15 protein-coding genes and 1 pseudogene are annotated in these 21,872 nt (G+C 60.7%); 13 read left to right on the top strand and 3 right to left on the bottom strand.

Going from position 1 to position 21,872, the window contains the following annotated elements; genetic code table 11:
* Positions 1–113: 113 nt before the first annotated feature.
* From L9059_RS30920 to L9059_RS12545, 7 genes and pseudogenes are all read left to right on the top strand, one after another.
* Positions 114–869 (top strand): annotated as a pseudogene (locus L9059_RS30920) (MCP four helix bundle domain-containing protein); the annotation flags it as partial.
* Positions 864–1,727 (top strand): methyl-accepting chemotaxis protein, encoded by an 864-nt coding sequence (locus L9059_RS30915; protein ID WP_428480267.1) that lies wholly within the window; start codon positions 864–866, stop codon positions 1,725–1,727. The pseudogene L9059_RS30920 and the gene L9059_RS30915, both read left to right, overlap by 6 nt.
* Positions 1,728–1,965: 238 nt before the next feature.
* The gene (locus L9059_RS12565) at positions 1,966–3,534 is read left to right on the top strand and encodes an ABC transporter substrate-binding protein (RefSeq protein WP_282615451.1); all 1,569 of its coding nucleotides are present in this window, start codon (positions 1,966–1,968) and stop codon (positions 3,532–3,534) included.
* Between the two features lie 15 nt (positions 3,535–3,549).
* Positions 3,550–4,491: an ABC transporter permease gene (locus L9059_RS12560; RefSeq protein ID WP_247291281.1), complete on the top strand. Its 942-nt coding sequence runs from the start codon at positions 3,550–3,552 to the stop codon at positions 4,489–4,491.
* Positions 4,488–5,363 carry an ABC transporter permease gene (locus L9059_RS12555; protein WP_247291279.1) on the top strand — a complete coding sequence of 292 codons (876 nt, stop codon included), beginning with the start codon at positions 4,488–4,490 and terminating at the stop codon, positions 5,361–5,363. Before L9059_RS12560 ends, L9059_RS12555 begins: the two co-directional genes overlap by 4 nt.
* A 2-nt stretch (positions 5,364–5,365) precedes the next feature.
* Complete coding sequence (locus L9059_RS12550) at positions 5,366–6,994, top strand: ABC transporter ATP-binding protein (protein WP_247291277.1); 1,629 nt, start codon at positions 5,366–5,368, stop codon at positions 6,992–6,994.
* A gap of 116 nt (positions 6,995–7,110) precedes the next feature.
* Positions 7,111–8,394 carry an OprD family porin gene (locus tag L9059_RS12545; protein ID WP_428480262.1) on the top strand — a complete coding sequence of 428 codons (1,284 nt, stop codon included), beginning with the start codon at positions 7,111–7,113 and terminating at the stop codon, positions 8,392–8,394.
* A gap of 71 nt (positions 8,395–8,465) precedes the next feature.
* Here L9059_RS12545 and L9059_RS12540 read toward each other — a convergent pair whose 3' ends face one another.
* Positions 8,466–9,344, bottom strand: a complete 879-nt coding sequence (locus L9059_RS12540; RefSeq protein ID WP_247291275.1) for an FCD domain-containing protein — start codon at positions 9,342–9,344, stop codon at positions 8,466–8,468.
* A 189-nt stretch (positions 9,345–9,533) separates the two neighbouring features.
* Between L9059_RS12540 and L9059_RS12535 the strand changes: the two genes are divergently transcribed.
* From L9059_RS12535 to L9059_RS12525, 3 genes are read left to right on the top strand one after another with little or no spacing between them, the layout of a single operon-like run.
* Positions 9,534–11,033, top strand: coding sequence for a serine hydrolase domain-containing protein (locus L9059_RS12535; protein WP_247291273.1), 1,500 nt, complete (start codon positions 9,534–9,536; stop codon positions 11,031–11,033).
* A gap of 29 nt (positions 11,034–11,062) precedes the next feature.
* Positions 11,063–12,370, top strand: a complete 1,308-nt coding sequence (gene aptA / locus L9059_RS12530; RefSeq protein ID WP_247291272.1) for an omega-aminotransferase AptA — start codon at positions 11,063–11,065, stop codon at positions 12,368–12,370.
* 9 nt (positions 12,371–12,379) lie between these two features.
* The gene (locus tag L9059_RS12525) at positions 12,380–13,807 is read left to right on the top strand and encodes an aldehyde dehydrogenase family protein (RefSeq protein ID WP_247291270.1); all 1,428 of its coding nucleotides are present in this window, start codon (positions 12,380–12,382) and stop codon (positions 13,805–13,807) included.
* A gap of 74 nt (positions 13,808–13,881) precedes the next feature.
* Here the strand turns inward: L9059_RS12525 and ilvD are convergent, their stop codons facing one another.
* Complete coding sequence (gene ilvD, locus L9059_RS12520) at positions 13,882–15,564, bottom strand: dihydroxy-acid dehydratase (protein ID WP_247291268.1); 1,683 nt, start codon at positions 15,562–15,564, stop codon at positions 13,882–13,884.
* A 384-nt stretch (positions 15,565–15,948) separates the two neighbouring features.
* Here ilvD and mqo point away from each other — a divergent pair, with 384 nt between their 5' ends.
* The 3 genes from mqo to yecR all read left to right on the top strand — a co-directional run bounded on the left by mqo (position 15,949) and on the right by yecR (position 19,199).
* On the top strand, positions 15,949–17,598 hold the full coding sequence (mqo, locus tag L9059_RS12515; RefSeq protein ID WP_247291266.1) for a malate dehydrogenase (quinone): 1,650 nt from the start codon (positions 15,949–15,951) through the stop codon (positions 17,596–17,598).
* A 356-nt stretch (positions 17,599–17,954) separates the two neighbouring features.
* Positions 17,955–18,266: a DUF6124 family protein gene (locus L9059_RS12510; protein WP_247291264.1), complete on the top strand. Its 312-nt coding sequence runs from the start codon at positions 17,955–17,957 to the stop codon at positions 18,264–18,266.
* A gap of 462 nt (positions 18,267–18,728) precedes the next feature.
* Entirely contained in the window at positions 18,729–19,199 is a 471-nt protein-coding gene (gene yecR / locus L9059_RS12505; RefSeq protein ID WP_247291262.1) for a YecR family lipoprotein, read from the top strand.
* A 388-nt stretch (positions 19,200–19,587) separates the two neighbouring features.
* Here yecR and katG read toward each other — a convergent pair whose 3' ends face one another.
* Positions 19,588–21,843, bottom strand: coding sequence for a catalase/peroxidase HPI (gene katG / locus L9059_RS12500; RefSeq protein WP_247291260.1), 2,256 nt, complete (start codon positions 21,841–21,843; stop codon positions 19,588–19,590).
* Between the last annotated feature and the right edge of the window lie 29 nt (positions 21,844–21,872).

Raw genomic sequence — 21,872 nt, 5'->3', positions numbered from 1 at the left:
CAACAAAACGCTCGTTTGCAAATAGCGTTCAATTAGCGCTTTGTGCAGTCGATAACCTGATCAGAACAGCCATCTGCAGCATGGCTGCACCCAACTGATCGGGGATTCACAGAGTGTCGATAAAATTACGTTTGATACTGCTGATTGGTACCGGCTTGTTGACGGCCTTGATCATGAGCCTGGTCAGTTATGTGGGAAATACGCAGATGGCGGGGGCGGTGAGCGACAACGAAGTCAGCATGGCCGCGCTGCGCAACCACCTCGAAGCCGACATGATGCATGACGCCCTGCGCGCCGACGTCTTGTCGGCGATGCTGGTCGGGCTGGGTAAAAGCACCAGCAGCAAGGCCGAAGTGCGCAGCTCCATTGATGAGCACGCGGCCCATTTCCGTGAAGTGCTGGGTAATAACCTCAAGCTGCCGGTCAACCCCACCATCATGGCAGGCCTCAACCAGGTCAAGCCGAGCCTCGATACCTATATCAGTGCAGCCGAGCGCATTGTCGGGCTGGCGCTGGAAAATCCTTTGGCTGCGCAACAGGAACTCGGCACGTTTAATGCCGCGTTCAGCCAGCTCGAAGACCAGATGGCCGCGCTCAGTGAACTGATCGAAACCGATACCCAGCAGACCAGCGTCGGTACGCAACAGGCCATCATCGACGCCAACTTCGCCGTCGGTGGGGTGCTGATCGCCAGCCTGTTGTTGCTGCTGGTGCAGGGGCGCTGGGTGCTGGGCAGCATCATGGGCCCGCTGCAAACCGCCAGTCGTATCGCCGACAGCATCGCCCACGGCCACCTGAGCGAACCGATTGCCGAACCTGCCGGCAAGGACGAAGCGAGCACCCTGATTCGCAGCCTGGCAACCATGCAGCGCGACCTGCGCGGCATGATCGAAGTCGTGCGCAGCAACGCCCAAGGTGTGAGCGGCATGAGCGAACGGTTGAGCAATGGCTGCCACGAGGTGGCCGACAGCAGCCAGCAGCAAAGCAGTGCCGCCAGCACCATGGCCGCAGCCGCCAGCGAAATGACGGCGAGCATCGAAGAAATCACCCGGCATGCCGAGCGTGCGCTGAATATGGCCAACCAGGCGGAAAACCTGGCCAAGGAAGGCGGCCGGGTGATCCATCAAGTGGTCAGCGACATGGACGGCATCGCTCGCTCGGCGCAGCAGTCGGCGCAGGTCATCCGTACCCTGGACAAAGAGTCCGAAGGGATCTTCAGCATCATCCAGGTCATCAAGGGCATTGCCGACCAGACCAACCTGCTGGCACTGAATGCCGCGATTGAAGCCGCCCGCGCCGGCGAGCAGGGCCGTGGTTTTGCCGTGGTGGCTGACGAAGTCCGCAGCCTGGCTGGACGTACCAGCGCGTCCACCCAGGAAATCGCCGGCATGGTGGCGCGCATCCAGCAAAGCACCCGGGACGCGGTCAGCAGCATGGAGGCCGGGGTGGCGCAAGTTGACAAGGGCATGGCGGTGACCGCGGAAGTCGAGCGGGCGATCCGGGAAATTCTCGACGCAACGCTAAACACTACGCAACTGGTCAACGACATCACTCGCACCATTGGCGAACAAAGCCTGGCCAGCAACGAAATCGCCCATCAGGTGGAGATGATTGCCGGGATGTCAGAGGGCAACAGCCGGGTGATCGGCCAGACGGCCTCGACCACCGATGAACTGGCGAGCCTGGCAGGGCAGTTGGCGCAGTCGGTGGGCAGGTTCCGGCTTTGATGGTCTGGTAGGAGCGGGTGCACCGGAAAACACATTTAATGTTTTTATGTGGATAAAAAAACATTTACAAGCAGCTTGCATGCTGTGAATATGTCCGTGCGAATTTAAAAAAACAAAATCGCATACGGCGCTGATCACAATCAGGCCATAACAAAAACGACATAAACACAGGCTTGAAGCCGGCACTGCCCCTGGCCGGACTTTTCAGCGAAGGAGAGCCTCTCCCGTGCATCGCTTATTGAACAGATCCCTCTGTGTCACCCTGCAAGCCCTCAGTGTGGTTGCCCTCGGCGCAGCCTTTGCGCAGGCCCAGGCCGCCGGCACCTTGCGAGTTGGCCTCAACGCCGATATCCGCAGCACCGAGCCTGGTGTCAACCGTGACGAAAATACCGATACGGTGATGCTGCACATCGTCGAGGGGCTGGTGGCCCATCGTGAGGATGCATCTGTCGGCCCGTTGCTGGCCCGGGAAGTCCAGGTTTCCGACGATGGTCAGACCTATACCTTCAAGCTGCGCGATGGGGTGCGTTTTCATAATGGCGCGACGCTGACGGCGGCTGACGTCAAGTGGACGTGGGAGCACTACCTGAATCCTCAAACCCAGTGGCGCTGCCTGGCGGAGTTCGATGGTCGCGGCGGGGCGAAAATCACCGGTATCGCCACACCCGATCCACTGACTGTGGTGTTCACCCTCGACCAGCCTAGCGGGCTGTTCCTGGCATCCATGTCCCGCCCGGATTGCGGTGGCGGCGGCATCCTGCACCCGGACTCGGTGGCGGCCGACGGCAAGTGGAAAGCTCCGATCGGTACCGGGCCATTCACCCTGGCCGAATGGAAACCCGGCCAATCGGTGGAGTTGGCACGCTTCAAGGATTACAGCGCCCGCGACGATGCCGGCCCGGATGGCTTCACCGGCAAGAAACAGGCGTTGGTCGACATGCTGCGCTTCATGATCATTCCCGATGCGTCTTCGGCCAAGGCCGCACTGCTGTCGAACAACATCGACCTGCTGCCGGACGTGACCGCAAGCGATGCACAGGAACTCAAGGCGCTGCCGGGGGTACAGGTGTCGGTCAGCCCCATCATGGCGATCTGCGGTTTGCTGTTCCAGACCAACGATCCGCTGCTCAAGGACGTGCGCATTCGCCAGGCCATCGCCCATTCGCTGGACTACGGGCAAATGGTCACCGCCTTATCCAACGGGTTGTCGGAGCCGAACAACTCGGCGATTCCGCAGTCCAGCGCCTTTTACGATGCCACGGCCAGGCAGGGCTACAAATATGACCCCGAGCAGGCTCAGCGGCTGTTGAAAGAGGCCGGTTATAAAGGCCAGCCGATCAAGATGATCGTCAACAAGCGCTATCAGCAGATGTTCGACATGGGCGTACTCAGCCAGGCCATGGCCCAGGGCAGCGGCCTGAACATCGAGATGGAGACCCTCGAGTGGGGCACGCAACTGGAGCGTTACCAGAGCGGTAACTACCAGATGATGTCGTTCTCCTATTCCTCGCGACTGGACCCGGCCCTGGGTTTCGATTCGCTGATGGGCGACAAGGGCAAAGAGCCGCGCAAGGTCTGGGACAACCCCCAAGCCCAGGTTTTGCTGCGTGAAGCTGTGCGCGAGAGTGACACGGGCAAGCGCCAGGCCTTGTTCGATCAGTTGCACAAGATGATGATTGAGGACACGCCGATGGTGATCATCTACAACGGCACCATCATCGGTGCGTTGCGCGACAGCGTGAGTGGCTATCACTCCTGGCCGGTGGCCAAGCCTCGACTGTGGGGCGTGAGCCTCGCGGCCCAGTAAAGGCGGAGTCTGATCATGTTGCGTTTTATCCTGCAAAAACTCGGGATGGCGGTGCCGACCCTGTTGCTGATTTCAGTGATGGTGTTCGCATTGATCCGCCTGATTCCCGGCGATCCGGCGCTGCTGATGCTCGGCGATATGGCCGACCCGCAGAGCCTGGCCGACATGCGTCGTAACCTGGGGCTGGATCACACCCTGCCGACCCAGTTTTTTATCTGGATCAAGGCCGTACTCAGCGGTGACCTCGGGTATTCCATCAGCACCAAACAGGCGGTGTTGCCACTGATTATCGAGCGTTTCAGCGTCAGCGCGATCATCGTTCTGGTCTCGGTGCTGCTGGCCACGCTGATTGCGGTACCGGTTGGCCTGATCGCTGCGTGGAAACAGAACAGCGCGCTGGACCTGGGGCTGGTGACCACGGCGACGCTGCTGCTGTCGATTCCCAGCTTCTGGCTCGGCTTGCTGTTGCTGCACGCTTTCGGCATCAAGCTAGGCTGGCTGCCGGTGGTGGGGTACGTCAGCTTTGCCCAGGCACCCTGGCAGGCCATGAGTTACCTGGTGCTGCCGATCGTCACCCTGACCTTGGTGGAGCTGGGCGCGATCACTCGCATGGCCCGGGCCAGCACCATTGAAGTCCTGCGCCTGGAATACATTGCCCATGCCCGCGCCAAGGGCCTGTCGGAACGCACGGTACTGTGGCGGCACGCCTTGCCCAATGCTTTTGCGCCAACCTGGACCCTGGTCGGGCTGATCCTTGGCAACCTGCTGGGCGGCATTGCGGTACTCGAAACCGTGTTTACCTTGCCAGGCATTGGCCGGCTGATGGTGGACGCGATCTTCGCCCGCGATTACCCGGTGCTGCAGGGCTGCCTGCTGCTGATCACCTTCATCTATGTGCTGGTCAACCTTTGTGTGGATCTGCTCTACCAGCTGTTCGATCCAAGGGTGAAGTTATGAGTTCGAATCTACCTGTGGCGCCGCTTGCCGGTACCGCCACCCCCGCAGGCAAGCGGCCCCGTGCCTGGCCACCGGCCAATGCGCTGATCGGTGGCAGCCTGTTGCTGATCCTGATCGTCCTGGCGTTGCTGGGGCTGATCTGGACACCGTTCGATCCGCTGCGTATCGACCTGCTGTCGCGTTTGCAGGCACCGTCTGCCAACCACTGGCTGGGCACCGACGAATTCGGGCGAGACGTGTTCAGCCGGCTGTTGATCGGCGCCCGTACCAGCCTGTGGATCAGCCTGCTGACGGTCAGTGTCGCGGTGATTGCGGGGACCTTGATCGGCATGCTCGCCGGCTACCTGCGCGGCTGGACTGACCGTGTTCTGATGATGTTCAACGATGCGCTGCTGGCCTTCCCCGGCATCCTCATGGCGCTGGGCATCATGGCGATCATCGGCGCGAGCAAGTACGGGATCGTCCTGGCACTGGGCATTGCCTACACCCCGTCGGTGGTGCGCGTGGTGCGCGGCACCGTGTTGTCCCTGCGGGAGCTGGAGTACATCGAAGCGTCGCGGGTGATCGGCAATTCGGAGCTGTACACCATGCTGCGGCACATCGCACCCAACTGCCTGGCGCCACTGTGCGTACTGGCCACCAGCATGTTCGGCTGGGCACTGCTGTCGGAAAGCGCCTTGAGCTTTCTCGGCCTGGGCGTTCCGCCACCTGCGGCGACCTGGGGCAACATGCTCGCCAGCAGCCGGCCCTATATTGCTTCGGCGAGCTGGCTGGGAATCTTCCCGGGGCTGTTCATCTGCCTGGCACTGTTGGCTATCAATCTGTTCGGCGACGCGCTGCGTGATCGTCTCGACCCCCGGATGAGGAAATAAGCATGGCGACTGATACGTTGCTGAGCGTGGAAAACCTGAAGATTCGCGTGGGTGAGCACGGCGTACTGGCGGTCGACGACCTGAGCTTCAGCGTTGCCCCAGGCGAGATCGTGGCCCTGGTTGGCGAGTCGGGCAGTGGCAAGACCATGGCAGCCCGTGCGGCGATCGGACTGCTGCCGTTGCCGATGCAGGTCTGCGCAGGTCGCCTGGAGTTCCAGGGGCGTGATTTGGTGAAGCTCGACACCGCACAGCTGCGCGCCATTCGCGGCGCCAGCATCGGCATGGTGTTTCAGGAGCCAATGGTGTCGCTCAACCCGGCGTTGAAAATCGGCCAGCAGATGAGCGAAGCGCTGCAACTGCACACCGACCTCAATGCCGCGCAGATCCGCGAGCGTTGCATCACGATGCTCCAGCGCATTGGTATCAAGGACGCCGAACGCTGCCTGGAATCGTACCCGCACCAGTTTTCTGGCGGCATGCGCCAACGGATCATGCTGGCCTCGGTGATGCTGTTGCGCCCGGCGTTGCTGATTGCCGACGAACCGACTACTGCGCTCGATTGCCTGGCGCAGCTGGACGTAATCGAGCTCATGCTGGAACTGACCCGGGAGCAGGGCACGGCGATCCTGTTCATCAGCCATGACCTGTCGCTGGTCGCACGCTACGCCCACAAGGTGGTGGTAATGCGCCACGGCAAATCGGTGGAGCAGGGCAGTATCCAGGACATCCTCCTGGCACCGAAGGCCGAATACACCCGCCAGTTGCTCGAAGCCTTGCCACGGCGCGGCGTACTGGCGCAATTGCCGGCCAGCGACGGCCCGCTGGTAGAGGTCGATCAGGTGTGCATCGAGCATCCCGGGCCCACTTCGTTCTGGGGCAAACGCCACTACAAGCGCGTGGTGCATTCGGCCAGCCTGGCGATTGCGCCGGGGGAGACCCTGGCGCTGGTCGGCGGCAGCGGCTCGGGCAAGACCACCCTCGGGCGCTCGCTGGTGGGACTGATCAAACCCTGCGCCGGGGCGATTCGCTTCAAGGGCGTGGACATCCTCAAGGCGGCCAACCGTACTCATCGCCTGCAATGCCAGATGATCTTTCAGGACCCTTACTCGTCGCTGAACCCGCGGATGAAGATCGGCGAGATCCTGGCCGAGCCGTTGCGCCACGAACCGGCGCTCAATGCCCAGCAGCGCCGGGAGCGAGTGGCACAGACACTGTGCGATGTGGGACTGGCCGAACAGTTCATCGAGCGCTTTCCCCATCAACTGTCGGGTGGTCAGCGCCAGCGCGTCGCCATCGGCCGGGCACTGGTGCGGCATCCGCAACTGGTGATCGCCGACGAGCCCATTTCAGCCCTCGACATGACGATCCAGAAGCAGATCCTCGAACTGTTCGAGCGTCTGCAGGCGCAATACGGTTTCGCCTGCCTGTTCATCTCCCATGACCTGGCGGCGGTGGAGCGTATTGCTCACCGGGTCGCCGTGATGCACCAGGGGCAAGTGGTGGAAGTGGGCAGCCGCGAACAGATCTTCGACCACCCGCAACACCCCTATACCCGCCAGCTGCTGGCGGCGGCGAGTCCGCTGGAAAAGCTGAGCGACGGCGGCTACCGAATACGACCCGCGAGCTTTTGATCTAGCACCCTGATTACCCCCGGCGCGCCAGCTTCAAAACTGGCGCGAAGGGGGAAGTCATGCCCGAAAAACAATAAGACCTACTCATCCATCACGACTGCCAGGAGCCAATGACAATGCATAAGAACAACCTGCACCTGATCTTCAAGGGCGTAAGCCTGATGAGCGGCGGCTTGCTATGCGCCCCGGCCTACGCCGATTTCATCAAGGACAGCAAGGCTGACCTGGAGCTGAAAAACTACTACTTCAACCGTGACTACCGCGAAGACGCCGGACAATCCAAACGCGAGGAGTGGGCCCAGGGCTTCATTCTCAACCTCAAGTCCGGTTTCACCGAAGGCACGGTCGGGTTTGGCGTCGACGCGGTCGGCATGCTCGGCCTGAAACTGGACTCCAGTCCTGACCGCTCAGGGTCCGGCCTGCTGTCGCGGGACAACGAGCCTGAGCCCGGGCAACCGAGCTACGTCAAGCGCGCCCACGATGAATATTCCAAGCTGGGTGTGACCGGCAAGGTGCGCTTTGCCAAGAGCGAATTGCGCAGCGGATACCTGGTACCGGACTTGCCGACCTTGCAGCCCAACACCAGCCGGCTGTTTCCGCAGACGTTTCGCGGAACTCAGGTCACGTCGGCGGATGTCACCGGCCTGAACCTCACCGGTGGCCAGATCGACCGGACCAAACAACGTGAGTCGACCGACTATGAGGACATGGGGTTGACGGGGCAAAGCGGCGCCTACAAAAGCTCGGCCAAGAGCGATCAGTTTCGTTTCATGGGCGGCGATTACAAGGTCAATCCGAACCTCACGTTGACCTATCACTTTGCCCAGCTGGAGGACATTTACCAGCAGCACTACATGGGCCTGAAGAACAGTTTTGCCCTGGGCGGTGGCGTGCTCAAGAGCGACATTCGTTATTTCGACGCGGACAAGGCGGGCGCCGGGCTGGCGGGGAAGGTGGATAACCGCGCGCTGAGTACGCGGGTCGCCTACAGCTTCAAGGGGCACAGTCTGGGCGGCGGGTATCAGGAGCAGTTTGGTGATACGCCGTTCACTTATGTCGATGGCACCAATACCTATCTGTTTTCCGAGTACCAGTTGAGCAACTTTTCCCAGACCAACGAGCGGGTGTGGCACGCGCGTTATGACTTTGATTTCGCTGCGCTGGGTGTGCCCGGGCTGACGTTTTCGACTCGCTGGGCCAAGGGCGATCAGGCGCAGGTGTTGGGTTTTGCCGGGGAGGGGCGTGAGTGGGAGCGGGATATCGACCTTGGCTATGTGTTCCAGTCCGGGGCGCTCAAGGGCGTTTCGCTGCGCTGGCGTAACGGGATGAGCAAGGCCAACTATCTGCGCGACATGAACGAAAACCGCCTGATCGTCGGTTACACCGTGGCGCTTTGGTAATGAGCCTGCTGGACAAGATCAAAAGATCGCAGCCTTCGGCAGCTCCTACGGGGGGATGCCTACGGTGCGAGTCAGGCCTTGTTGCGCGCGACGCCCATCTTGCTGGCGACTTCCAGGTGCCGATGCAACAGGGTCGATGCCCATTCGTTGTCGCCCTGTTCCAGCGCATCGAGAATCGCCAGGTGCTCGCGGCAGGAGACCTTGACCCGCTCGACGTTGCTCGCCGAATGGAACTCGGTGAGGCGGCGCAGGCGGTTCTGTTGCTGGATCGCCTGCAGGATGTAGCTGTTGCCGGAGGCCGCTGCCAACAGCTCGTGAAACTCGGCATTGCATTCAAAAAAGCGCTGCCCGTCCACCTGGCCTTCAAGCAGCTCCAGCTGCCGCTCCCGGCACCGACGGAATTGCTCGGGGTTGACCTTGAAGGTCGGCTCCAACAGCCCGGCGGGCTCGAGCAGCATGCGAAAGCGATAACTCTCGAAGCGTGTTTGCGCGCTGCTCAAGGTCGGCAGGAACAACCAGCCGTGGCCGTGCCTGCGCTGCATTACGCCTTCATCGGACAGGCGCAACAGGCAACGGCGCAGCACGCTTTTACCGGCGCCATAACGGCGCAGCAGGTCGCTCTCGGAGATCTGGTCGGGCAGCACCTGGTTCAGCCGGTCATCGATCAGGCGCGTGTAAAGGTCGTCCTCCTCATTGTGCAACTCACTGACCTGCTGTGCCAGTCCGCTGGCCGTCTGCAGCGGTACGCGAAAACCCTGCTGCGGCAAAGGCTCGATCAATTGCTGCTCGGCCAGGTACGACAGCGCGCTGCGGATGGGCGAGCGGGACACGCCCAGGCGCTGGGTCAGTTCGACTTCCTTCAGATGAGTACCGGGTTGCAGGTCGCCCGACTGGATGGCGGAAAGAATCTGGCCGGCGACTTTGGTCTGCAGCGAGGTGAGTTGAGACATGGCGCGTGGTCGTTCCTGTGGCAGGGGAAGGCAAGGATACCCGAAAAGCCCGGGCAGCTTTGATTCGCCCGAAAATGAATTACAGGCCGCGCAAATACATTTACTCAGCAAAAGACAGTATTTCAACTGTATTACTTTCAATTTAAAAACATTGCTGCGCGTTAATGGCAATTACCAGGAAGCTTCGTGATGACCTATGTACCTCTGCCCAGAGCCCTGCCTCAAGAACGTGGCGTCGACCCTCGCGGGATCGTCGAATTCCTCTCGGCGGTCAGTGACGCCGGGATCGAGCTGCACAGTTTCATGCTCTATCGCCAGGGGGCGGTGGTGGCAGAGGCGTTCTGGCAGCCATATTCGGCGCGCCGCATGCACGTGCAGCACTCTGCGACCAAGAGCTGGACGGCCACCGCCGTCGGCCTGCTGGTCGACGATGGGCGTCTGCAGCTCGACGCCAAAGTCGTGAGCTTCTTCCCTGAACTGTGTCCGCCACAGATCAGCGCGAACCTCGCCGCCATGACCGTCGAAGACCTGCTAACCATGCGCACCGGCCATCAGCGCGGCATTTCCGGTGGCGCCTGGCGCAATCTGCAAAGCAGCTGGGTCGAGGCCTTCCTGAACGAGCCTGTGGACGAACTTCCGGGCCAGTCATTCATCTACAGCAGCGCCTCAAGCTTCATGCTCTCGGCCATTGTCACCCGTGTCAGCGGGCAGACCATGCATGCCCTGTTGCAGGAGCGGGTCCTGGGTTTTCTCGGGATGGACAAACTGGAGTGGGATCTGGCGCCAGATGGCTTCAATTCCGGCGGCAATGGCTTGAGCTGCACCACGGAAGACTCGCTGAAGTTCGGCGTGCTGCATTTGAACAAGGGACAGTGGCAGGGCCGGCAGTTACTGTCGCCGCAGTGGATCGCCGCAGCCACTCGCAACCAGGTCGAAGACGTGTGGATGGGCGAATTCGACGGCAAGCAATACCTGCCGCGCAACAAGGATGGTGCCGGCGATGTGCAACGTGAAGGGTATGGCTACCAATGGTGGATGACCCGTCACGGCGGTTACTACGCCTCTGGCGTCTTCGGCCAGTACTGCATGGTATTGCCCGAACAGGAAACGGTGCTTGCCTTCACCTGCGGCCTGCAGCTCGGCGAGCGCCGTTTGCAGGCGGCCATCTGGGAACATTTGTTCCCGGCCCTGGGGCGATCAGCGGCGGATCCGCAAGCTTCCCGGTTGCAACTCGATGCAGTGATCGATGGCCTACGCCTGCCTATGCTGCAGGGCTTGAGCGAGTCCCCCGAGGCTGAAGCGCTGCAGGGACGTTTCGCCATCGAACCGAACGAGGACGGTGTGTGCGAGATCAGCTTTGATTTCAGCCCTGGCGAATGCGCGTTCGGCCTGGTCGATCATCGCGGAACCCATCGCCTGCGAGTGGGTTTGCAGCAGCCGTTGGAATCGATCACCAGCCTTACCGGTAACTATCTTCATCACCAATACCAACCACAGCAGACCCCGGTGATCGCCCATGGGTGCTGGACCCCCGAAGGCGAGTTGCGAATGAACTGGCGCTTCGTCGAAACCGCTTTTGGCGACCATGTCCGTTGCCGCCTGGAAGGCGGTCGCCTGCTGTTTGATCGCGGCGTCAATACCAACGCCGGATCCATGCAGCGGCCGACGCTGACCGGCAAGCGCATCTGAATCTTTTGACACTTTACGGAGCACTGTAGATGAACCAGACCTCGACTTCGGCCCTGTGGGCGCCCTTTACCCCGATGCGCCAGTTCGATCGCCAGCGGCTGCTGATCAACAGCGCCGAGGGCATGCACTACACCACCACCGATGGCCGCCAGGTGCTCGACGCCATGGCCGGGCTCTGGTGTGTCAACGCCGGGCACGGCCAGGGGCCAATCGTTGAAGCGATTCGCGAAGCGGCGGGGCGTCTGGACTTTGTGTCCTCGTTCAAGATGAGTCACCCGGCGGCACTCGACTTCGCTGACAAGTTGGTGGCGAAGGCGCCTGCGGGCCTGGACAAGGTGTTCTTCACCAACTCCGGCTCCGAGGCCGTCGACACTGCGTTGAAGATCGCCCGGGCCTACCATCAGGCTCGTGGCGATTGTCGCCGGACCAAAATGATCGGCCGCGCCAAGGGCTATCACGGCATGGGCTTCGGTGGGCTGTCGGTCTCCGGGATTGGCCGGCAAAAACGTGACTTCGGCCCGTTGCTCGGCGACGTTGCGCACCTGCCGCTACCGTACGACACCAGCTTGCGTTTCAGTCCCGGTCAGCCGGGGCAGGGCGCACATTACGCCGATGCGTTGCTGCAATTGCTGGAGATTCACGACCCGGCGACCGTGGCGGCGGTCATCGTCGAGCCGGTCACCGGGTCGGGTGGGGTGTATGCACCGCCACTGGGTTACCTGCAGAAACTGCGGGAGATCTGTGATCGCCATGGCGTACTGCTGATTTTTGATGAGGTGATCAGCGGTTTCGGGCGCCTGGGCGAGTCTTTCGGTGCGCAGGTGTTCGGCGTGACGCCGGACCTGATGGCCCTGGCCAAGGGCTTGACCAATGGCGCCGTCCCCATGGGCGGCGTGCTGGTCAGTGGTGCGGTGTATGACGCGTTCATGCAGGGCCCTGACCAGGCCATTGAATTGATGCACGGCTACACCTATTCGGCGCACCCACTGGCGTGCGCCGCCGGGCTTGCGACCTTGGCGGTGCACGATGAGTTGCGCATCAATGCCCATGTGCAGCAGGTCGCGCCAGTCTGGCAGAACGCTGCACTGGCATTGCGCGAGCAGGGCCTGGTGCTTGACGTTCGCGCCATTGGCCTACTGTGCGCGGTTGAACTCAAGCCCCGTGAAAGCGCGCCGGGTACCCGCGCGGCCGAGGTTGCCCAGCGGTGTTTCGACGCCGGAGTGCTGGTACGCGCGTCAGGGGAAAACATCTTGCTGTCGCCGCCGCTGATTATCACTGAAGAACAGATCGCGCTGATCTTCGACACCTTGCGCCGCGCCCTCGACAAGGTCGCTTGAGGAACCGAAATGAATGACCTGGATTTCTACATCAATGGCCAGTGGGTCAAGCCGCGGGGTGGCTCTACCCTGGAGGTGATTGACCCGTCCACCGAGCGCTCGGTCGGCGTGATCAGCCTGGGTACCCGGGCCGATCTGGATGACGCGGTGGCAGCGGCAAGACAGGCATTTCCAGCTTACTCGCAGTGGTCGCGGGAACAGCGCCTGGAACTGCTCGCGGCGATCATTCAAGGTTATGAATCACAGAGCGAAGCCTTGGCTGAACGGGTGCACAAGGAAATGGGCGCGCCGCTGTCACTGGCCCGCAGCGCCCACGTTCCAGCCGGCCTCGGGCATCTGCAACAAGCGTTTGAGGTGCTGCGCACTTATGATTTCGACCGTCCCCATGGCAGCACCCTGATCAGTCGCGAGCCTATCGGCGTCTGCGGCCTGATCACCCCATGGAACTGGCCGCTGAACCAACTGACCTGCAAAATTGCCCCGGCACTGGCAACCGGCTGCACCCTGGTGCTCAAACCCAGCGAAAGGGCGCCGCTGTCGGCAATGCTGCTGGCCGAGATTCTTCACTGTGCCGGGGTGCCGAAGGGGGTGTTCAACCTGGTCAACGGCGACGGCCCGACCATCGGCGACGGCATTGCCCGCCATCCGCATATCGACATGGTGTCGTTCACCGGTTCCACAAGTGCCGGGGTTGCAGTGGCCAAGGCCGCGGCAGACTCGGTCAAGCGCGTGTCCCAGGAGCTGGGCGGCAAGTCGGCCAATCTGGTAATCGCTGATGCGGATATCGAGGAGGCTGTGCGCCACGGTGTCAGCAGTTGTTTTCGTAACAGCGGCCAGTCCTGCAACGCACCCACGCGATTGCTGATCGCGCGCGCCTTGCAGGAACGCGCCGTTGAAATCGCCCGGGCTGTCGCCGCCCAGGTCTGTTTCGACGACAGTAATCCCTCCACCGCCATGGGGCCGCTGGCCAACCTGGCGCAGTTCGAGTGCGTCCAGGCCATGATCGCCGGGGCGATGGATCAAGGTGCGCGCCTGGTGTGCGGTGGCGTGGGTCGTCCGGTTGGCGTGGCGCAAGGGTATTACGTGAGGCCCACGGTATTTGCCGACGTCACGACCGACATGCCGATTGCTCGCGATGAAGTGTTCGGTCCAGTGCTGGTGATCATGCCGTACGACAGCGAGGACGAAGCCGTGGCGATCGCCAATGACAGCCCTTACGGACTGTCAGGGTATGTGACCGCTGGCACTCTGGAGCGTGCTCGTTCGGTTGCTCGAAAGCTGCGCACCGGCATGGTTCACCTCAATGGCAGCAAGGCCGACAACGGCGCGCCCTTTGGTGGTTACAAACAGTCGGGCAACGGCCGCGAGTGGGGCGTCCATGGATTTGAGGAATACCTGGAGTTGAAGTCGATGTTTGGTTATCAGCCTGGCGCTTAGAGATTTTTTTGTTTCAAGGGCCTCATCGCGAGCAGGCTCGCGATGGCGATGGTTCAACCCGCGGGTAAATCCGTTCAGAGATATTTATCCGTCACGGCGCCTTCCGAGGCGCTGGACACAGTCTTCGCATATTTGGCCAACACCCCACGCTTGTACTTGGCCTCCGGGCGCACCCAGGCGGTTTTGCGCCTGGCCAGTTCAGGCGATGCAACATCCACCGTGATCTGCCGCGTCTCGGCATCGATGACGATCCGGTCGCCATCCTCGATCAGTGCGATCGGCCCGCCCTCAAATGCCTCCGGGGTGATATGCCCGACCACAAAACCGTGGGAGCCGCCGGAGAAGCGGCCGTCGGTGATCAGCGCCACTTCCTTGCCCAGCCCCTTGCCCATCACTGCCGAAGTCGGCGAGAGCATTTCGCGCATGCCCGGTCCGCCCTTGGGGCCTTCGTAGCGAATCACGATCACATCGCCCGCCAGCACTTCGCCATTGAGAATGCCCGCCAGCGCGCCTTCTTCGCCGTGATAGACCCGGGCTGTGCCCTCAAAGCGCAGACCCTCCTTGCCGGTGATTTTGGCCACCGCGCCATCGGGGGCCAGGTTGCCGCGCAGAATCACCAAGTGGGAGTCCTTCTTGATCGGCTGGTCGAAGGGCAGGATCACGTCCTGGCCGGCCACGTAATCGACGACGTCGCGCAGGTTCTCGGCCAGGGTCTTGCCGGTCACGGTCATGACATCGCCATGCAGCATGCCGGCGTCGAGCATCCGTTTCATCAGCGGCTGGATGCCGCCGATGGCCACCAGCTCGCTCATCATGTACTGGCCGCTGGGCCGCAGGTCGGCCACCACCGGGGAGACTTTGCCCAGTTCGACGAAATCATCCAGCGTCAGCTCGACATCCACGGCGTGGGCCATGGCCAGCAGGTGCAAGACCGCGTTGGTCGAGCCGGCGAGGGCGATCACCACGCGAATCGCGTTTTCAAAGGCCTTGCGGGTCATGATGTCCCGCGGCTTGAGGTCCAGCTTGAGCAGCTCCATGACCTGTTTCCCGGCGCGGAAGCTGTCTGAAGTCTTGTCGGTGCCCACCGCATCCTGGGAACTGGAACCTGGAAGACTCATGCCCAGCGCCTCGATGGCCGAAGCCATGGTGTTGGCCGTGTACATACCGCCGCAGGAGCCCGGGCCGGGAATGGCCACTTCCTCGATCTGCTTGACCTGGATCTCGTTGATATCGCCGCGCGCATGCTGGCCCACGGCTTCGAACACGGAAATGATGTCGGTGTGGCCGGCGCCCGGGCGAATGGTGCCGCCATACACAAAGATCGAGGGGCGGTTCAGCCGTGCCATACCGATCAGGCAGCCCGGCATGTTTTTGTCACAGCCACCCACGGTGACCAGCCCGTCGAAGCCTTCGCAACCGGCCACCGTTTCGATCGAGTCGGCGATGACCTCCCGCGACACCAGCGAGTACTTCATGCCCTCGGTGCCATTGGCTATGCCGTCGGAGATGGTGATGGTATTGAAGATAACCCCTTTAGCGCCGGCCGCATTGGCTCCGCGTTCGGCTTCAAGCGCCAGCTTGTCGATGTGCATGTTGCATGGCGTGACCATCGCCCAGGTCGAGGCAATGCCGATCTGCGGCTTGGCGAAATCTTCGTCGCTAAAGCCCACCGCGCGCAGCATGGCTCGCCCGGGGGAGCGCTCGACGCCGTCGACCACCTGGGAGGAATATTTGCGCAAATCGGGTTTGTCGCTCATCGCGTGCCTCGCCGAATCGTTGGGAAAAACACCTTGAGTATAGTGGCCCGGGCGCCTGCAGCCGGACTAACAGGTCGGGAACAGACGCGCGGGTTTGCCCTGACGTGATATTCTTGGGGATTACTTGGATCGATCTATTCAGTTTGCGTGTCCTTGAGACGCGCCAACGGAATCACTGTCGCTCAAGCAGCTGAAGCCAATAAAGATAAAAAGTCAGTTCAGTAGGGACATATAAACTGAGGTCGATGCAGTCAATCGGCTTTGTGTGCCCACCCTCCAATCCAGCGGCGCGAGCACTCACGACATCTTGCATGAATGTCGTGCAATAAGGGGCTCGAGACTGCGGATGGCAGGGCGGATGGCGTTTTATCAAAGGTGCTACAGATGTTTAAGAAAATGAACACAGCCCTGCTGGGGCTGGCTTTGTCGATGGGGATCACGTCCGTTCAGGCGGAAGAGGCAAAGAAAGTCGATGTGCTGCTGATCGGTGGCGGCATCATGAGCGCAACACTGGGTGTCTGGCTCAACGAGCTGGAACCTGGCACCTCGATGGAAATGATCGAGCGCCTGGACGGCGTGGCCCTGGAAAGCTCCAACGGCTGGAACAACGCCGGTACCGGTCACTCAGCCCTGGCCGAGCTGAACTACACCCCGGAAGACGAAAAGGGTAACGTACAGATCCCTAAAGCCGTTGACATCAACGAAGCGTTCCAGATATCCCGTCAGTTCTGGGCCTGGCAGGTTCAGCAAGGCGTGCTGAAGAACCCGCGTTCGTTCATCAACTCCACTCCGCACATGAGCTTTGTGTGGGGTGACGACAACATCAGCTTCCTCAAAAAGCGCTACGAAGCCCTGCAGGCGAGCCCGCTGTTCGCCGGCATGCAGTATTCTGAAGACCCGGCTGTGATCAGCAAGTGGGTGCCGCTGATGATGGAAGGGCGTGACCCGAAACAGAAAGTCGCCGCCACCTGGTCGCCGCTCGGCACCGACGTCAACTTCGGCGAAATCACCCGCCAGTTCGTCGCGCACCTGCAGACCACTCCCAAGTTCGACCTGAAGCTGTCCAGCGAAGTGCAGGACATCACCCGCAACGAAGACGGCACCTGGCGCGTCAGCTCCAAAAACCTGAAAGACGGCAGCAAGTTCGAGACCGACGCCAAGTTCGTCTTCATCGGCGCTGGCGGCGGTGCCCTGCACCTGCTACAGAAGTCCGGTATTCCTGAAGCCAAGGAGTACGCAGGCTTCCCGGTTGGTGGCTCGTTCCTCGTGACCGAAAACCCTACCATCGCCCAGCAGCACCTGGCCAAGGCCTACGGTAAGGCTTCCGTTGGCGCACCGCCCATGTCGGTTCCGCACCTGGACACCCGTGTCCTGGACGGCAAGCGAGTGATCCTGTTTGGCCCATTCGCAACCTTCAGCACCAAGTTCCTGAAAGAAGGTTCGTACCTGGACCTGCTGACCACCACGACCACGCATAACGTGTGGCCAATGACCAAGGTCGGTATCAAGGAATACCCGCTGGTCGAGTACCTTGCCGGCCAGTTGATGCTGTCGGACGAAGACCGCCTCAACGCGCTGAAGGAATACTTCCCGAACGCCAAGTCTGAAGACTGGCGCCTGTGGCAGGCCGGCCAGCGCGTGCAAATCATCAAGCGTGACGAAGCCGCCGGTGGCGTACTGAAGCTGGGCACCGAGATCGTGGCTTCGCAAGACGGCTCCATCGCCGGCCTGCTGGGCGCCTCCCCAGGTGCATCGACTGCCGCGCCGATCATGCTGACCGTGCTGCAGAAAGTGTTCAAGGACAAGGTCGCTTCCCCGGCCTGGCAGGAAAAGCTGCACCAGATCGTGCCGAGCTACGGCACTCAGTTGAACGGCAACCCTGAAAAAGTGGCCGAAGAGTGGGCCTATACCGCCAAGGTACTGCAACTCACTCCGCCGCCGGCGATGGGTCAGGTAGTGGCTCCGGTGGCTACTCCGGCTGATGCCGAGAAGGCTGCTCCGAAGGCTAACGCTGCAAGTGACATGGCTTTGTAAGTAGAAGCGCTGTTGAAGAGCCCGCTAAACCGGTAACGGTCAGCGGGCTTTTTTGTGGGTGTTGTTATGGGAGGATCGCCAGCATGGAGGGTTCCAACCACGGCGCTTGCACTTCGCAAGCCTCATCGCTAACCTTGCCTTGCCGCTGCAAATTCAGCGGACGGGTGTGGTAGCCCGGTTATTTCATAGACCCAGAACGCCTCAGGGCGTTTTTTTTGCTGGCTGCTTTGTGGCGGCTGTGCATGGGAGGCTTCGGCCTGCCGGGTTCCTATGACCGGTCTACCACCCTGTGTACAGTCGCCTCCTCACTTTGCGTGGTAGCGGGTGAAGAGGAACTCATGTCATAGGAGTTCCACATGATCAAAGAAACCCCGAATCCTCCGAAAACGGATGGTCACACAGAAATCGATTCAGCGTTTGAATCCCGTAAACCAGCCATGGCAAAACGCTGTGCTCCTCCAATGTTTATCATCGCCCCTGATGTAAACGCTGAAACGTTACTAACCCACGCTTGCGAAACCCTTGCCTCGGCCGGCGTCATGGCCAGTGAGTTGGCTTTTCTCCTCAGCGGTCCGAAATGCAATTTGGCATTGGGTATTCTACAGATGATTTCGTTGGCAGAATTGTCGGTGGATCGGTTGTTGGATGAACTTGAACTTGAGAAATAGCCGAAGGTCTTGGAAGGCCTAGCGAAAATAAGCCTGCCAGTAGAAGCACTGTTGAAGAACCCGCTGAACTGGTGACGGTCAGCGGGCTTTTTTGCGGGTGTTTATTATAGGAAGTAGGAAGGTTCTGACGGGTAGTCGGAAGTTGGGATATGAAACTTCATTGATTGATGAGCGGGGCCGGGAGTTGTCTGGCATCAAGTTGGTTGAATAAATCTGCCTGATTTAGGGTGAGCTATTAGAAGTCGCGATGAACTTCTTGAGTACTGTTTTCCCTGGTCAGGAAGACCCACAATGGCGTTATGGAACATCGTGCCCTCGTGGTTCGAAATCGAAGACCGGACAACTCACAATATGGGCTATCAGGCGGACGTGCACGAATACAGCTCAATGACTTCGCAAGCTGCTACAGTAAGGCGTATTGCCACTATTTGATGCAGTCGCCGACTGAAAAGGATTTTCTCGATGTATAAGCTGATTTTGCTGGTCATGCTGGCCGTAACAATCACTGGCTGCTCCACCCGCAAGGATTTTTACGCCACAGGAGGCAGTCGGGCAGATGGCTCGATTGATATGGCTTACGATTTCAAACCCTTTGAAACGCCTATTGTCGACATCAACCAGGCTGAATCGATCGCGACCAACAAATGCGCTGTCTGGGGTTATCAGCGGGCGGAGCCATTTGGAGGGAAAACCCAGATTTGCCAGACTCGTGATGGAGGGGGAAATTGCACCGCTGGCCAGATAGTCGTCAAATATCAGTGCATCGGCAACATCACGCCGTCAACTCAGGCAGCAGCGCCCGCAGTCACACCCGTTCCGGCAGGAATCATGTCGGCTGCCCAGTACAAGGAAACTAGGTTGAAGGCATTGATGGAAAAGAACCTGCCTTATAGCGAGTACCAGAAGCAGTATCACGCGATCATGGCGGAGTAGTTTTTGTGGATCTAGCAGCGGATAATCTGCCTCCGCGCCCCGACTGGGAGTCTTTAGTGCAGCTGCCGAAGGCAGACAGCGACTACCTGCAGGAGCGGCAGAAGGTCGTAGGGGACGAGGGACGATTCAACTATGATGCGACGCGGTCGGCATCTGATCCGTATTTTTCATCGCCATCTGCATCTGTAATGCAAACAGTCTGCGGCTCACAATAACTGCATATTGAACAGGCAGGAGCACCCTCATGGGCAAGATGGCGATTTTCCTCGGTGGTTTTCTCGTACTGACGGTGCTGATCGGCGCTCTGGCCACAATCTCGCCGGTGTAGCCTTCGTGCTTTAAAGCAAAACGCCTCCAGCGGGAGGCGTTTGCGTTTCAGGGCTCAGGCTTATTTCACATCAAACCGATCCAGATTCATCACCTTGGTCCACGCCGCAACGAAGTCCTTGACGAATTTTTCCTGGCTGTCGCTGCTCGCATAGACTTCGGCAATCGCCCGCAACTGCGCATTCGATCCAAACACCAAGTCCACACGCGTCCCGGTCCATTTCACCTGGCCGGTCTTGCGGTCACGTCCCTCAAACTCCTGTGCGTCGTCCGAGGTGGGTTTCCATTCCACGCCCATGTCCAGCAGGTTGGTGAAGAAGTCGTTGGTCAAGGCTTCCGGCCGTTGGGTGAACACGCCGTGCCGGGTCTGCCCGGCGTTGGAGTTCAGCACCCGCAGGCCGCCAATCAGCGCGGTCATTTCCGGGGCAGTGAGGGTCAGCAGTTGGGCCTTGTCGATCAGCAAGGCCTCGGCCGGTACGGTGTAACGGGTCTTGAGGAAGTTGCGAAACCCATCGGCCACAGGTTCGAGGAAGGCGAAGGACTCAACGTCTGTCTGTTCCTGGGTGGCATCGGTCCTGCCAGGAGTGAAGGGCACGGTGAGGGTGACCCCGGCATTTTTGGCCGCCTGTTCGACGCCGGCGTTGCCCGCCAAGACGATCAGGTCCGCCAGCGAGACTTTCTTGCCCCCGTTGTTGAACTCGTTCTGGATGCTTTCAAGTTTGGTCAGCACGCTGCCCAGTTGCTCCGGCTGGTTGGCCTGCCAGGATTTCTGCGGTTCCAGGCGCAGGCGTGCGCCGTTGGCACCGCCGCGTTTGTCGGAGCCGCGGAATGTCGAAGCCGCCGCCCACGCGGTTGAAACCAGTTGCGAGACGGACAGGCCGCTGGCCAGGAGCTTGGCCTTGAGTGCGGTGACGTCGCTGTCATTGATCAACTCGTGGTCGACTTCGGGGATCGGGTCCTGCCACAGCAGTTCTTCGCTGGGCATCTCCGGGCCGAGATAGCGCGAGAGTGGGCCCATGTCGCGATGGATCAGCTTGAACCAGGCGCGAGCGAAGGCATCGGCGAGTTGGTCGGGGTTCTCCAGGAACCGCCGGGAGATGGGTTCGTAGATCGGGTCGAAACGCAGCGCCAGGTCCGAGGTAAGCATGGTTGGGTTACGGCGTTTGTTCGGGTCGTGGGCATCGGGAATGATGCCGGCGCCGGCGCCGTTTTTGGGCGTCCATTGATGCGCACCGGCCGGGCTCTTGGTCAGTTCCCAGTCAAAGCCGAAGAGGTTTTCCAGGTAATTGTTGCTCCACTGGGTGGGCGTGGTGGTCCAGGTCACTTCCAGGCCGCTGGTGATGGTGTCCGGGCCTTTGCCGGTACCAAAGCGGTTTTTCCAGCCAAAACCCTGTTCTTCAAGGCCCGCTGCTTCCGGTTCCGCGCCAACATTGTCCGCAGGCCCGGCGCCGTGGGTTTTGCCGAAGGCGTGGCCGCCGGCGATCAGCGCTACGGTTTCTTCGTCGTTCATGGCCATGCGGCCAAAGGTTTCACGGATGTCCAGGGCCGACTTGACCGGATCAGGCTCGCCTTCCGGGCCTTCGGGGTTAACGTAGATCAGGCCCATTTGTACGGCGGCCAGGGGTTTTTCCAGATGGCGGCCGGGTTCGACCCGGCTGTCTTCGTTCTCTCCAGGCTCGGCTACCAGTGGGCCATCGCCGGGCGCCTGCATGGGTTCCTTATGACCTTGATCGTAGCGATTGTCTCCAGCCAGCCACTTGTTCTCCGAGCCCCAGTAGACGTCTTCGTCCGGTTCCCAGACGTCCGGACGGCCGCCGGAGAAACCGAAGGTCTTGAAGCCCATGGATTCCAGTGCAACGTTGCCGGTGAGGACGATCAGGTCGGCCCAGGAAATGTTGCGTCCGTACTTTTGCTTGATCGGCCACAGCAGCCGGCGCGCCTTGTCTAGGCTGACGTTGTCTGGCCAGCTGTTGAGCGGGGCGAAACGTTGTTGCCCAGAGCCCGCTCCGCCACGACCATCAGCAGTGCGATAGGTGCCCGCGCTGTGCCAGGCCATGCGGATAAACAGCGGCCCGTAGTGACCAAAGTCAGCCGGCCACCAATCCTGCGAATCGGTCATCAGCGCGCGCAGGTCTTGCTTGAGTGCCTGGAAGTCCAGGCTCTTGAACGCCTGGGAATAGTCGAAGCCGTCCAGGGGATCGGACAGGGACGAATGCTGGTGCAGGATCTTCAGGTTCAGTTGGTTCGGCCACCAGTCGCGGTTCGTCGTACCACCGCCAGCGGCGTGATTGAACGGGCATTTCGATTCATTTGCCATGTGTGAGCTACCTTTGGTCGTGATCATCC

This window comes from Pseudomonas violetae, from assembly GCF_023072615.1.
In the GTDB taxonomy this organism is placed as follows: Bacteria; Pseudomonadota; Gammaproteobacteria; order Pseudomonadales; family Pseudomonadaceae; genus Aquipseudomonas; species Aquipseudomonas violetae.
This window is presented reverse-complemented; position numbering and strand designations above follow the sequence as displayed.

Bases quoted from the DNA above. Each gene is read 5' to 3' on its own strand.
- L9059_RS30915 (WP_428480267.1), top strand. From the start codon at position 864: ATGCAGCGCGACCTGCGCGGCATGATCGAAGTCGTGCGCAGCAACGCC.
- L9059_RS12560 (WP_247291281.1), top strand. From the start codon at position 3,550: ATGTTGCGTTTTATCCTGCAAAAACTCGGGATGGCGGTGCCGACCCTG.
- L9059_RS12555 (WP_247291279.1), top strand. From the start codon at position 4,488: ATGAGTTCGAATCTACCTGTGGCGCCGCTTGCCGGTACCGCCACCCCC.
- L9059_RS12550 (WP_247291277.1), top strand. From the start codon at position 5,366: ATGGCGACTGATACGTTGCTGAGCGTGGAAAACCTGAAGATTCGCGTG.
- L9059_RS12545 (WP_428480262.1), top strand. From the start codon at position 7,111: ATGCATAAGAACAACCTGCACCTGATCTTCAAGGGCGTAAGCCTGATG.
- L9059_RS12540 (WP_247291275.1), bottom strand. From the start codon at position 9,344: ATGTCTCAACTCACCTCGCTGCAGACCAAAGTCGCCGGCCAGATTCTT.
- L9059_RS12535 (WP_247291273.1), top strand. From the start codon at position 9,534: ATGACCTATGTACCTCTGCCCAGAGCCCTGCCTCAAGAACGTGGCGTC.
- aptA (WP_247291272.1), top strand. From the start codon at position 11,063: ATGAACCAGACCTCGACTTCGGCCCTGTGGGCGCCCTTTACCCCGATG.
- L9059_RS12525 (WP_247291270.1), top strand. From the start codon at position 12,380: ATGAATGACCTGGATTTCTACATCAATGGCCAGTGGGTCAAGCCGCGG.
- ilvD (WP_247291268.1), bottom strand. From the start codon at position 15,564: ATGAGCGACAAACCCGATTTGCGCAAATATTCCTCCCAGGTGGTCGAC.
- mqo (WP_247291266.1), top strand. From the start codon at position 15,949: ATGTTTAAGAAAATGAACACAGCCCTGCTGGGGCTGGCTTTGTCGATG.
- L9059_RS12510 (WP_247291264.1), top strand. From the start codon at position 17,955: ATGATCAAAGAAACCCCGAATCCTCCGAAAACGGATGGTCACACAGAA.
- yecR (WP_247291262.1), top strand. From the start codon at position 18,729: ATGTATAAGCTGATTTTGCTGGTCATGCTGGCCGTAACAATCACTGGC.
- katG (WP_247291260.1), bottom strand. From the start codon at position 21,843: ATGGCAAATGAATCGAAATGCCCGTTCAATCACGCCGCTGGCGGTGGT.